The sequence below is a fragment of the Paraglaciecola sp. MB-3u-78 genome (assembly GCF_002835935.1).
Lineage (GTDB): Bacteria > Pseudomonadota > Gammaproteobacteria > Enterobacterales > Alteromonadaceae > Paraglaciecola.
In genome coordinates this window covers 385,526-397,884 of the sequence record NZ_PJCF01000004.1, presented here as the reverse complement: position 1 = coordinate 397,884, position 12,359 = coordinate 385,526, and the positions used below count along the sequence as shown (strand labels likewise).

The following is a 12,359-nucleotide window of genomic DNA, read 5'->3' as shown; positions in this document are numbered from 1 at the left end:
ATCGCCTATACTGAGGAAGCAGATGGTGACATCTTCCCTTCTATTCTCCGTCATTCCCACGAAGGCGGGAACCTCCAAACCAACTGGCTAATCTAAAAGAATCGTCCTTTTCAACATGGCAATTTTTGCATATATTTATTAAACGATTGAAAAGAAATTTAACTATGAAACGGCCCTGCATATACATTCTCACTAATGATAACAACAGCACGGTATACATCGGGGTAACAAGTCATTTAGTGCAGCGTATTTATCAACATAAAAACAAACAAGTTAAGGGCTTTAGCTCAAAATACAACTTGAATAAACGAGTCTATTTTGAGCAACTTGAAGATATGGATAGCGCAATACGTCGAGAGAAAAGGCTCAAGAAATGGAACCGAGAATGGATTGAGCTTACTGGGGCTATTTGGGGGTTCCCGCCTTCGCGGGAATGACGTGTAATAGCTTGTAAATTCTCATCATCCGCCATCTGCTATTTGTAATCGTTAAGTAAGTGGTTCACCAACGCCAGGTAATGCACAAACTCCCCAGCCAAGTTTAACGCTCGACTGACCGCTTTTCGCTCACCAATGTCATTAACTTAAGCTTATTTTGCGTATTTACAACAAGTTACCTAGTTGATAATCTGTCGATGAATTAAAAATTTAGAGAAATTACCAATGCGCTGTTCAGTATTTAATTCAAATAGTACAAAATTTAACCACTAAAATTCATTCAACTGAGTTTTTAGAAAAGCATCGTAAAAAACCTACCGATTTCACACGAAATCGCACCCTTACTTTTCCACGTTTAATGAGTTTTATGTTGAATGCTCTCAATAGTTCAATTCAGGCTGAACTTGTTCGGTTTTTCAATGTTATCGATGATAGCTACTTGTCAACAAAATCAGTTAGCACCGCTGCTTTTTGTAAAGCAAGAATGAAACTATCTCATCAGGCATTTATCGAGTTAAACGATGATTTAGTTCAAGCATTCTATGAAGCTGCAACCATCGATAAATGGCAAGGACACAGACTGTTAGCCGTTGATGGGGCAGTCACACAATTACCAACCTCTAACGAACTACTTAAGCATTTTGGTAAAGCTCGCTCACATGCTGCTATGCCTGCCGTTCGTCTTTCTCAACTTTATGATGTTAAGAATAATATTACGGTAGATTTACAGGTCGAGAGCCATTCAACAGGAGAGCGTGAAATGGCACTAAAGCATTTAAATAAAACCCAAGCAGGCTATTTAGTCGTTTACGACAGAGGTTATCCAGCCGTTTGGTTTTATAAGTACCATAGGCTAAAGAATGTTGATTTCTGCATGCGCATTGTTCAAAGCTCTAATGTGGTTAAAGCCTTCTTAGAAAGTGGAAAATATAGTGATGTCGTTGACTTTCCTTGTACTGAGAAGTCTCTTCGCCGATGTAGAAAAGATAAAATATCGACAGAATCACTACGTTTACGATTAGTGCGAGTTGATCTGCCATCAGGTGAATCGGAGATTTTAGTTTCGTCATTAACAGATCTACAAGCTTATCCTACTGCTCTTTTTGCTGATTTATATCACCAACGCTGGGGAGTTGAAGAAGATTACAAAGTATTGAAAAGTCGCCTTAATATTGAGAATTATTCTAGTGTTTCTGTTGAAGGTGTTTTACAAGACTTACACGTTAAGCTATTAACTAAAAACCTTGCCGCTTGTGCAATACATGATGCAAAACAAAAAATAAAGAAAGCTAAAAACAATAGGCTCTATGAATATAAAATCAATTTCACCTTTGCAGTAAATCAGCTCAAAGATAATGTTGTACGGTTCACAATGAAGCTAGCTGAGCTTGAATTATACGAACTGTTAATAAGCAAAATATCAAAGAATTTAAGTGTCATTAGGCCCAACCGTAAGTTTGTTCAAAAGGTCGGAGAACCAAGCCAAATAAGTACCCAATGAATTATAAACATATGTGTTAAATCCTTAAGTTAATGACATTGTTGGGTGTATACCGGAAGTAAGAGTATAAAATTGTGATTTTTTGTCGAGGTCAACTGTACACCAGTTAGTTGACTTAAGCGGGTCTACAGCTAACTTCAAAAAATTCAACTTAGCAGACGTTGCCGAAATCGCTTTTGAGACCATTTTATGAGCATAAAATGCAAGTAACACACACTAGCCTATTAATAAATGTTTGCTATAGTTATTAGACAAGAATCTACACTTGATATTATCGCTGTAAAGATTTTAGGAGCGCATTAAAATGAAGACAATTAATACACTACTTATTTTATCTACAATCGCATTCACATCGAACGCATTAGCAGACCATGCATGGAGCACATACCATTGGGAACGATCTAGCAATCCATTATTTTTGGAATTAGGTGACAATGTTACCCCCGACAAGTGGTTCGTTCATTTAGTGGACGCATCAATTGACTGGAACGTGTCTTCAGTCATTGATACAACTATTGTTGATGGTTCTACAAGCGCCAGACGCTGTAAGGCTCAAACAGGTAATGTGCAGGTATGTAATCTCAGGTATGGCAATAACGGCTGGCTAGGAATAGCGGGTATATCAGTAAGCAGTGGTCATATAACCGCCGGATACGTAAAATTAAACGATAGTTATTTTGATACAGCAACTTATAATACGCCTGAATGGCGACAAATGGTTACTTGCCAGGAAATTGGCCATACCTTTGGTTTAGGTCATCAAGATGAGAATTTTAGTAATAACAACCTAGGCACTTGCATGGATTACACAAGTGACCCTAGCAGTAATCAACATCCAAACGAGCATGACTACTTAGAGTTAGATGATATTTATACCCATTTAGATATTGATAGTGGTGGTGACGGTGGCGGAAGTAGTTGTAATCCAAAATCTCCAAAATGTAATCCGGCCGCAGTTCCCCCTGGATGGGGTCGTCTTGTGTCCAAGCACGGGCCAATGGAAGTTTTCGAAATGGATCTAGGTAACAACAATAAACGGATTACACATGTAACCTGGACACTGGAACACGCCAATAATCACACTCACTAGTATGGTAGTGAGTGGTAGGATTTCTCAGGCTGAACTAATCATAGATAAAAATCATCATCAAAAGACTCATGTTTTTATCTATGGACAACGTCAGCTATCAGAAAACTTGTAGCCTAATATGTTTGTTCAGCCATGTCCGCTGTAGATCAAAACATACAAAAAATTTCAGTATGAATTTTCAAATGCTAACTTCCGCAGTGTGGCAAAAGTGACCGTAATATTTTCATAAGCGAATGACTCTTCATGGCACATAGCCGAAGTTCCAATTAGATTTAGATTATCCGTCGCCTGTCCTTAGGCACTTTGTTGTGAGCCATTTGTTTGAATGACAGGCAACGGAGAATCTATGACGTGGTCAACCTAATACGACCACCTTAGTTAAGCTACTTTTTGTAATTCATTGTTTTCTCTTTCAAAGTCATTAGGACTTTGGTAATCCAAGTACGAATGAAGTCTATGGCTGTTGTACCACATGGTCATGTAATTCAATATATCTTGTTGGGCGCTAAATCGTGTTGAGTAATTGCGCCAATGCACCCGCTCTTGTTTTAGGCTTCCAAAGAAACTTTCTGCTACAGCATTGTCCCAGCAACATCCTTTTTTACTCATGCTCCCTACAAAACCATATGTCTTTATAAGGCGTCGATAAGCTTTGCTGGCGTACTGTACGCCTTGATCTGAATGCACAATCAATCCTGCTTTCGGTTGTCGTTGCCATATCGCCATGGTTAATGCGTCACAGACTAAACTGGCCTTCATTCTTGAACTCATACTCCAACCCACGACTTTGCGTGAATATAAATCAATCACCACAGCTAAATACAACCAGCCTTCTGATGTCCAAACGTAGGTGATATCTTGCACATAAGCTTGGTCAGGCTTTTGTGCTACAAAGTCTTGCTTAAGTACATTGTCATAAATAGGCTTTTTATGGTCACTGTTGGTGGTGGCTTTATATTTCTTTTTATACCGCACCCACACGCCTGCTTCTTTCATCAATTGGGCTGTTTTCCTGCGACTCACAGGAAAGCTCAGCGCATTCAATACTTTTTGAATGCGTCGTTCGCCATAGGTATTATCGCTGAACTTGGCGATATCCTTTACCCATTCCAGCATCTCTTGATGCGTTAGATCATCAGGTTTATTCGTTTGACGCTTCTGATAACTGTAATAATTGTTACTTTGTACACCGAGCAGCCTGCACATTAAGCGCACAGGCCAGGTCTTCTTATATCGGGTAATAAACGAATACTTCACTTCGTTTCTTTGGCAAAGAAGACCGTCGCTTTTTTTAATATTTCACGCTCCATTTCGAGACGCTTGACTTGCCCCTTCAAGCTGCGGATTTCGGCTTGTTCGGGTGTCAGGGTGCCGTTACCTCGAAAAGCATGACCATCATCGTCTTCGGCCTCTTTGAGCCAACGACCGAGTATCTGAGGACTGAGGCCTAAATTCCTAGCGGCCTCGACTCGACTGTATTTTTGCTCTACCACCAATGCGATGGCATCCAATTTAAATTCTTTTGAGTATTTCTTACGTGCTGTCATTATCTATCTCCAGTTAAGCTTATTATGTCTTAACTGAGGTAGTCGGATCTAGTTAACCACGTCACTATATCACTGGAGCCATTCGCTGTGCTTCGCAAATGTGCCCAGACTGTGTAAAAACTATTTTTAAACCATCATTTGAACAAAAATTCATGTGAATATGTGTTCTACATTAAAATCTGACCAAGTTTTCTAACCAATCAAACTTGCATTTCACGCAGCAGTGCAAGATTAATTTGGCCGTTGGAGTTTTTACACGGCCTGTGCCAGGAGCGGTCGTTGAACTTTTGATCAATCAGCGTCACTGACCCTGTCGATTTCAACGAACCTGACCCTGAGGTATCCATCGGGGAGACAGCCGAAAATGCGGTATTCATGTCTTGGGTTCTAATGGTTTTTCCTATCTTGGATTAGATTTGGCTCTATTTGTCCTCGAACCATTGTAATTAGTTAGACTTTCTTCCATAAATTTTGCTGTTTTTTGTAACAAAAGAAACCATAAGGATTCCAATAACTGGGGATCAAATCTAATTTTTTACGTTCTTCAAAGTTAGAAACCAACTTACTCAGTATTTCCTCCAAGCGAGCAGGATTAATTTTTTCTAGTTTCTTTTTCGTAGCACCGAAGTATAGATTATTTTCCACCTTCACAGAGATTGTCTGACCGCTGGAGATAAAGGTTAGTTTGCGGGTTGCAACCCTGCACCTTGGTGTATAAGGGTCTGCAGGATTGAGCTCTGTGACTATGGCATATTCATAACTATCCATGTCCTGCCTATCATCATCTTTTGGGATATAAGTAATTCCATATCCCTGAGGAAAGTGCCCGACTATAGACAATAAACTGTCAGCTATTACCTTACTTATGGATCCTCCTTCTGCAGCTCTGGCAATAACTAAGCCTGCTTTAGGTAGATCCATAAAATTATAGCTTTGCTTGGAAGAGAAAATGATTGAAGCATAAATCTGAGGGACTTTGATTAAGTTTCCAACGCCCAATTTAGGCTTAAGTGCGTCGATCAACAGTGTACGGGTAAATATCAGTTTTTCTTTTTCATTTCGCTCAAAAGCGGTCCTTTCTTGTTTGGAATTTCCGATATAGGGTTCCATTCCCAAACCATGGGTAATGAAATCAAGGGTTTTCTCATGGTTGATTTTTAACAAGGCCAGACGATCCTCTTTGCCTAGCACCCTGAATTCATCCAGCGTTCCATCTTCGCCTTTTAGGATTAACTGTGCTTTGGGGTGCATTAAACCCACATCTTGAAATATCGCAGCTATGAGTAATGGTATAGCCACATCCCGTTGGAACAGAGTCAAATCACCTTCTTGTAAGGGAAAACGCAGTTTTTCTTGGTAACGTTCATTGATGTAGTGATTACTGATTTTTTCATCTATAAGCAGTTTGTCTAGTAATCTCAGGGCTATAACCCCTTTATAAGCGGGTTTGAACCTTTGGTTTTGCTGCGCTAGCCTTGCGCCCTCGCCGGGAGAGAGAAGTTGCAATGTTCCGAGTACTTTTGCACTGTTTACCTGAGTTTCCTGCCAATTATCTGCTTCAGACAATACCAATAGCTTGGTACATAAATCTTTAACTTTTCGGCTTCTAACCGAGCAAGCTTGTTGTTGACGAGTCCGTTCTTTCTTAAATAAAAGTTGGGCCGCATCAAACTTTTTGCCAATGTTGGTTGTGGTTTTTACGTCTGCTGCCTGTAGTGAACTTTTTATGCTTTTAGCTTTTCGCTGCAGCTCGAGAAGGGTCTGTTTATCTTTATCAGAAGTTTCAAAGTAGAGCTGAGCTTGTTCGAAAAGGGAGTCTTTTATAGGTGAGCTGCTTTGAATGTATTTGACCAAACTATTTACTGCCTTGGTAAAAGTTGATTCTCCAATCGTTCCATGCATATCTTTGTTTACCTAAAACTAGGCTCAACTTATTTATAAAGAATTATAGTTTAATTTTTTTCAATAAAATATATTTATTGAGAACTTACAGTTTGTAATTGATACCTAAAGCAAACGTAACTATTCAGCCTGTTAAAAAAATAAAGTTGCACTGAACTGGCGATCCTATTGCCCGATCATTCTGTTGTGTCATGCTATCGACATGGCACTCCATTCTCTTCGACTATGAACCTAAGCGGCATTAATATTACTGAAGTAGTAGAGCGAACGAAGGCGCTGTTGCAAAACGATGCGGATGCTTCGCCTGCGCTGAAAGCTTCGATAGAGCTAATATTATTGGTAGTGGTGTTACTGGCCCAACGCTTAGGATTGAACAGCCAAAATAGTAGTATTCCGCCATCCAAGGATAGTAACCGCAAGAAGTCATCATCCAAACCCAGTGACAAGAAAGCAGGTGTCCAAATCGGGCCTCATGTGTGACTTGAGTTAGCATGTGTTCGCTTGTGTCGATCACGCGTTCAATGTCGACCAGCGGCGCGGGGGCATCGTCGTGCACCTTGTTCCAGTCAGCGTTGACCGCTTTGAACTTGCTGCCATCAATCGCCACAACAGCATCGGTAAACATGTTCATTTGGCGACATAGCTCAACGAATTGACGGCATGCGTTTTTAATACCTTTGCCGTTGTCTTTTCTAAAACCCGCAATGGTTTTAAAGTCAGGCGTTCGAGTAACCACATCGTTTCAACGTTGCGTTGGGTTTCCCGCTCCAACCGTCGTGAAGACTGAACACGATTTAGGCAGCCATAAATGTAGAGATTCAACATGGTGGCGGGGTGATACCCTGGGCGACCTTTGTTTTTAGGGGTTACCTTGTTGAACCCCAGAGATGCTAAGTTGAGTTCATCTACAAATACGTCAATCACTCTAACGGGATTTTCAACATTAACGAAATCATCTAATGCTTCTGGGAACAGAGTGACTTGGTTGCGACCTTGGCCTGTCATATGGTGGGACATATCAGCGATTCTTGTTCTTGTTAACCTACTAATAAGTATAGTAAACAGGCTAAATGGCAGCCGATAACATCAAGATTATTTGATCATAAAAACACGCTGCTTAGTCCAAAAGGTGATCAATAGTTTTCACAGAGTCTGCACTCGAAGCCGTCTATAGGCAAAAAAGAATGAACGACACCAAAGAGCCCACTATTGCCTTAGCAATCAGTACAAAAACACTCAACTCAAGCTCCATTATTACGATATATTTCGAGTCAGTATTGCACTTTCCTTCAGGCATAAAAAAAGACGCTTTCGCGTCTTTTTTTTAAAGCCTAAGTCGATTAACGACGTATGCCTAAACGTTTGATAAGATCTTGATAACGTTGAACGTTTTTACCTTTAAGGTAATCAAGTAACTTACGACGTTGGCTAACCATGCGAAGCAGTCCACGACGTGAGTGGTGATCTTTCTTATGATCCGCAAAGTGACCTTGTAATTTGTTGATGTTATGAGTTAATAAAGCAACTTGAACTTCAGGTGAACCTGTATCGCCTTCTTTAACTGCATAATCAGCAATGATAGTTGCCGTTTGTTCTGTAGTTAGTGACATGTTTTTCTCCAGTAAATAAGAGTTTAAAGATACAACCCGCCAATCACTAATTCAGCGAGTCAAAAAAGAGCGCGTATTATAGCGATGCCAAGCCTAATAACAAGTCTTATATTGGCAATTATTACACGCATACAAAATGTTATCTGTTTAGGTGTAAACAACCGAACGTTTAGGTGCAATTTTACCGTCAGAATCAATAAAACCCACACCTAAAAACAATCCACTGTCCTGACTATAAGCTCGGATCAAAGATTCTTCTGGGTATTCAGTCGTACCCATAAAATTAACGGGGTTACCATTCCTAAAAAAACCTTCAGCTATTCGCTCTAGTTCAGCTGAATCAAGAGTTTTAACGGCAGAATCCATAGGCATTAATAATTGATCCATGGCAATAAATGCTTGGTCATCTGATACATCTGCTTCGCTATCTATCTCGTTTCTGAGTGCTTGCAAGGACTCCATCGTCATCATTTTATCCGCAGGATAATCAGTCACTTGTGTTCTGTGCAACTTACTGACGTAAGCACCACAGCCCAATACCTGACCAAGATCATCAACCAAGGAACGAATGTAGGTACCTTTACTACTGTGCACTGTCATATCCACTTCATCTGCTGCAAATCTATCAATGGATAAACTAAATATAGTGATGTCTCGAGCTTCTCTTGGTATATCAATGCCTTGGCGGGCATAAAAATACAGAGGTTTACCTTGATGTTTTAGTGCTGAAAACATAGAAGGCACTTGTTTTATGGGCCCTTTAAACTGTTCACAGGCAGCAAACAGTTGTGCTTCAGTCACATTGACCGGCAGTGTTTCAACGACTTCACCGTCTGCATCTGAAGTAGTCGTGCGCACTCCTAGCTTTGCTGTGACTTGGTAGGTTTTATCAGTCTCCAATAAAAACTGCGAGAACTTAGTCGCCTCACCTAAACAAATTGGCAACATACCTGTTGCTAGGGGATCTAAAGCGCCTGTATGTCCTGCCTTCGCAGCATTAAACATACGTTTAACTTGTTGCAATGCATGGTTAGACGACAGGCATAAGCCTTTATTCAGTAGTATAATGCCGTTAACGGCACGACCTTTTCTTGTTCTTGCCATAACGACTACTTTTGCTCGTCTGTGTTTGACTCTTGTCCGTCTGATGCTTGATCGTCTAAAGAGCGACCTGCCAATTTAGCTCGTGCTTCATCTTTATTTAATGTGTCACTCACTAAGTTGGCGATACGTATCCCTTCAGCCAAAGAACCATCGCGAACAAATTTCAAGGCGGGTACAGCGCGCATACGCATGCGGTTTGCCAATAATGTCCGGATAAAACCTTTGTTATCTTCAAGAATAGTCAGATAATTTTTGACTTGTTCTTCATCATTTTCGAAAAACGTCACGTAAATTTTAGCGTGAGCTAAATCCCGTGAGACTTCCACACCAGACACGGTCACCATGCCAAGGCGAGGATCACGATTTTTAAATTCATTCTGTAAAATACTTGCAATTTCTTTGTGAATTTGTTGACCGACTCTGTCGGTACGTGAAAATTCTCTAGCCATGTTAATTTCTCCTAATACCTAATATATCGTTTCACAAACAAAACGGAGGCCGTAGCCTCCGTTTAATCTTATTAGCTAAAAGCTGACTGAACTTAATGCAAACTTACAGTTCGCGCTTAATTTCAACAGTTTCAAATACTTCGATTTGGTCACCGACTTTCACATCATTGTAATTTTTCACGCCAATACCACATTCCACCCCATTACGGACTTCTTGTGCATCGTCTTTAAAGCGTCTTAATGACTCAAGCTCACCTTCATAAATGACGACATTGTCACGTAAGACACGGATAGGACTGCTACGTTTAACAATACCTTCTGTGACCATACAACCAGCAATTGCACCAATTTTAGGTGATTTGAATACATCACGAACTTGAGCTAAGCCGATTATCTCTTGTCTGAATTCAGGTGCCAACATTCCACTCATGGCCTGTTTCACTTCATCAATCAATTGATAAATAATACTGTAATAACGTAAGTCAATCTCTTCAGTATCGATGACTTTGCGGGCGGAGGCGTCAGCACGAACGTTAAAACCAACAACAATTGCACCTGAAGCCGCAGCTAAACTTGCATCAGTTTCGGTAATACCACCTACACCACTACCAACAATGTTCACTTTTACTTCATCAGTCGACAGCATGGTCAAAGATTCAGATATGGCTTGAACAGAACCTTGAACATCAGCTTTAAGTACAACATTTAACTCGCTAACATCGCCAGCTTCCATATTGGCAAACATGTTTTCCAATTTGGCTTTTTGTTGTTTGGCTAATTTGAGTTCACGTTGTTTGGTATGACGTTTAGTGGCTACTTCACGGGCTTTACGCTCGTCTTGAACCACTAACGCATTTTCACCAGCAATAGGCACACCTGACAATCCAAGGATTTCTACCGGTGTTGACGGGCCCGCGACTTTTACATCGTTACCATTTTCATCTCGCATGGCGCGAATACGTCCGTATTCCTCACCACATAACATGATATCACCAGCTCGAAGTTCACCTTCTTGAATAAGCACAGAGGCAACAGGACCACGACCTTTATCCAGACGTGATTCAATTACGATACCTTTTGCAGGGCCAGTAGGTACGGCTTGTAAGTCGAGTAACTCGGCTTGTAAGCTAATGGCTTCTAATAACTCATCCACCCCTTGACCTGTTTTAGCAGAGACGTAAACAAACTGGTGTTCTCCGCCCCACTCTTCTGAAATCACTTCAATTTGCGATAATTCAGTTTTCACTCTGTCAAGATCTGCAGATTCTTTATCTACTTTGTTAACGGCTACAATTAAGGGTACACCTGCAGCTTTTGCATGTTGTACTGCTTCTTTCGTTTGTGGCATAACACCATCATCAGCAGCAACAACCAAAATAACAATATCAGTTGCAACGGCACCACGGGCACGCATAGCGGTAAACGCAGCGTGACCAGGCGTATCTAAAAAGGCGATACGGCCGTTAGTGGTTTCAACACTGTAAGCACCAATATGCTGAGTAATACCACCCGCTTCACCATCTGCAACTTTCGCGCGGCGGATGTAATCAAGTAGTGACGTTTTACCGTGGTCAACATGGCCCATTATAGTTACAACAGGAGCACGAGAGGACTTTTCGCCACCAGAGGCGTCAGCAATTAATTCATCTTCAAGTGCATTATCGTTAACCAGTTCGTATTTGTGACCCATTTCTTCCACTACTAGTACAGCAGTTTCTTGATCAAGTACGTGGTTGATAGTTACCATTTCGCCCATTTTCATAAGGGCTCTAATGACTTCGGTAGCTTTTATAGCTAATTTACTACCTAGTTCACTCACTGTAATGGTTTCGCCCAAACGAACAACACGCTCAACAGGCTGTGCGGGTTTATTAAAAGCATGTTTCAAATCTGAACCAGCATTTTTCTTGGATTTTTTCCGTCTACGGCCGCCAAGTTCAGTTTTGATATCATCTGCATCTTCGGCTTCTTGGGCATAGCGGTTTGAATGCACATGCACTTCTTCTTTTTCTTGTTTCTTACGACGCTCTTCTTCTTCCTTCCAGCGACGGGAATTTTCTTCAGCTAGTTTTTTAGCTTCTTCTGCAGCATTTTTCGCATCTAATTCAAGTTTGCGTTGAATCTCTTTATCTTGAGCCTTGCGAAGTTTTTCAGCTTCAGCACGGTTGCGTTCTTGCTCTGCTTTTTCTTCTGGACTTAAGGCTGATTCTTCAGCAGCACGAACTTCTTTGGCTTTTTCAGCACGAGCAGTACGTTCTGCATCTGATTTGGCTTTGGATTCAGCCACTTTTTGGGCTTTTTCTAGTGCCGCATTTTTAGCTTTTTCAGCCGCTTGCTGCTCAGCTTCAAGCCTAACTTGCTGCTCTTCGGCTAAACGTTTAACTTCATCTACAGCCATTTTGGCTTCTTCAACCTCAGAACGTTTCACATAAGTTCGCTTCTTACGCACTTCAACTGTCACACCTTTAGACTTACCCGCACTCAATGTACTGGTTGTCTTGCGTTGTAACGTCATGCGTTTAGGTCCTTCAGAGCCTGCACCGCCATGTTGTTTGCTTAAAAAATCTAACAATATGCCTTTTTCGTCTTCGGTTACATCACCGCCAGCTGTTTTATCAATGCCTGCACTTTTAAATTGCTGAACCAACCGGTCAACCGAAGTGCCTATATCAGTGGCAAGTTTTTCTATGGATACTTCTGCCATATGGGAATTCCTCCT

General features: G+C 40.9%; 11 protein-coding genes and 1 pseudogene. 5 read left to right on the top strand and 7 right to left on the bottom strand.

The window, feature by feature from the left end; genetic code table 11:
- Positions 1-164: 164 nt before the first annotated feature.
- The 3 genes from CXF95_RS08565 to CXF95_RS08555 all read left to right on the top strand — a co-directional run bounded on the left by CXF95_RS08565 (position 165) and on the right by CXF95_RS08555 (position 3,028).
- Entirely contained in the window at positions 165-437 is a 273-nt protein-coding gene (locus CXF95_RS08565; RefSeq protein WP_101198287.1) for a GIY-YIG nuclease family protein, read from the top strand.
- A gap of 244 nt (positions 438-681) precedes the next feature.
- A complete protein-coding gene (locus tag CXF95_RS08560) occupies positions 682-1,938 on the top strand; it encodes an IS4 family transposase (protein WP_369809307.1) in 1,257 nt (418 codons plus the stop codon).
- 304 nt (positions 1,939-2,242) lie between these two features.
- Positions 2,243-3,028, top strand: a complete 786-nt coding sequence (locus CXF95_RS08555; RefSeq protein ID WP_101198286.1) for a hypothetical protein — start codon at positions 2,243-2,245, stop codon at positions 3,026-3,028.
- A 378-nt stretch (positions 3,029-3,406) separates the two neighbouring features.
- Here CXF95_RS08555 and CXF95_RS08550 read toward each other — a convergent pair.
- Together CXF95_RS08550 and CXF95_RS08545 are read right to left on the bottom strand one after the other, a co-directional pair.
- A protein-coding gene (locus tag CXF95_RS08550) for an IS3 family transposase (protein ID WP_101198285.1) occupies positions 3,407-4,575 on the bottom strand; the annotation gives its coding sequence in 2 pieces (ribosomal slippage) (positions 3,407-4,329 and positions 4,329-4,575; 1,170 coding nt in all).
- A gap of 450 nt (positions 4,576-5,025) precedes the next feature.
- Positions 5,026-6,477, bottom strand: a complete 1,452-nt coding sequence (locus CXF95_RS08545) for a hypothetical protein (protein ID WP_101198284.1) — start codon at positions 6,475-6,477, stop codon at positions 5,026-5,028.
- A 168-nt stretch (positions 6,478-6,645) separates the two neighbouring features.
- Here CXF95_RS08545 and CXF95_RS29935 point away from each other — a divergent pair, with 168 nt between their 5' ends.
- Positions 6,646-6,957 (top strand): DUF6444 domain-containing protein, encoded by a 312-nt coding sequence (locus CXF95_RS29935; RefSeq protein ID WP_198556565.1) that lies wholly within the window; start codon positions 6,646-6,648, stop codon positions 6,955-6,957.
- A gap of 91 nt (positions 6,958-7,048) precedes the next feature.
- Here the strand turns inward: CXF95_RS29935 and CXF95_RS08540 are convergent.
- A pseudogene (locus CXF95_RS08540) lies at positions 7,049-7,494 on the bottom strand (transposase); the annotation flags it as partial.
- A 167-nt stretch (positions 7,495-7,661) separates the two neighbouring features.
- Between CXF95_RS08540 and CXF95_RS30490 the strand changes: the two are divergent.
- Positions 7,662-7,805 (top strand): hypothetical protein, encoded by a 144-nt coding sequence (locus CXF95_RS30490; RefSeq protein ID WP_157828106.1) that lies wholly within the window; start codon positions 7,662-7,664, stop codon positions 7,803-7,805.
- A 12-nt stretch (positions 7,806-7,817) separates the two neighbouring features.
- Here CXF95_RS30490 and rpsO read toward each other — a convergent pair whose 3' ends face one another.
- The 4 genes from rpsO to infB all read right to left on the bottom strand — a co-directional run bounded on the left by rpsO (position 7,818) and on the right by infB (position 12,344).
- Complete coding sequence (gene rpsO, locus CXF95_RS08535; RefSeq protein WP_101198283.1) at positions 7,818-8,087, bottom strand: 30S ribosomal protein S15; 270 nt, start codon at positions 8,085-8,087, stop codon at positions 7,818-7,820.
- 147 nt (positions 8,088-8,234) lie between these two features.
- Positions 8,235-9,191 (bottom strand): tRNA pseudouridine(55) synthase TruB, encoded by a 957-nt coding sequence (gene truB / locus CXF95_RS08530; RefSeq protein ID WP_101198282.1) that lies wholly within the window; start codon positions 9,189-9,191, stop codon positions 8,235-8,237.
- Between the two features lie 5 nt (positions 9,192-9,196).
- The gene (gene rbfA / locus CXF95_RS08525) at positions 9,197-9,640 is read right to left on the bottom strand and encodes a 30S ribosome-binding factor RbfA (protein WP_101198281.1); all 444 of its coding nucleotides are present in this window, start codon (positions 9,638-9,640) and stop codon (positions 9,197-9,199) included.
- 103 nt (positions 9,641-9,743) lie between these two features.
- On the bottom strand, positions 9,744-12,344 hold the full coding sequence (gene infB / locus CXF95_RS08520; RefSeq protein WP_101198280.1) for a translation initiation factor IF-2: 2,601 nt from the start codon (positions 12,342-12,344) through the stop codon (positions 9,744-9,746).
- Positions 12,345-12,359 lie beyond the last annotated feature (15 nt).

Coding starts and splice junctions, on each gene's coding strand:
- CXF95_RS08565 (WP_101198287.1), top strand. CDS start 165: ATGAAACGGCCCTGCATATACATTCTCACTAATGATAACAACAGCACG.
- CXF95_RS08555 (WP_101198286.1), top strand. CDS start 2,243: ATGAAGACAATTAATACACTACTTATTTTATCTACAATCGCATTCACA.
- CXF95_RS08545 (WP_101198284.1), bottom strand. CDS start 6,477: ATGCATGGAACGATTGGAGAATCAACTTTTACCAAGGCAGTAAATAGT.
- CXF95_RS30490 (WP_157828106.1), top strand. CDS start 7,662: ATGAACGACACCAAAGAGCCCACTATTGCCTTAGCAATCAGTACAAAA.
- rpsO (WP_101198283.1), bottom strand. CDS start 8,087: ATGTCACTAACTACAGAACAAACGGCAACTATCATTGCTGATTATGCA.
- truB (WP_101198282.1), bottom strand. CDS start 9,191: ATGGCAAGAACAAGAAAAGGTCGTGCCGTTAACGGCATTATACTACTG.
- rbfA (WP_101198281.1), bottom strand. CDS start 9,640: ATGGCTAGAGAATTTTCACGTACCGACAGAGTCGGTCAACAAATTCAC.
- infB (WP_101198280.1), bottom strand. CDS start 12,344: ATGGCAGAAGTATCCATAGAAAAACTTGCCACTGATATAGGCACTTCG.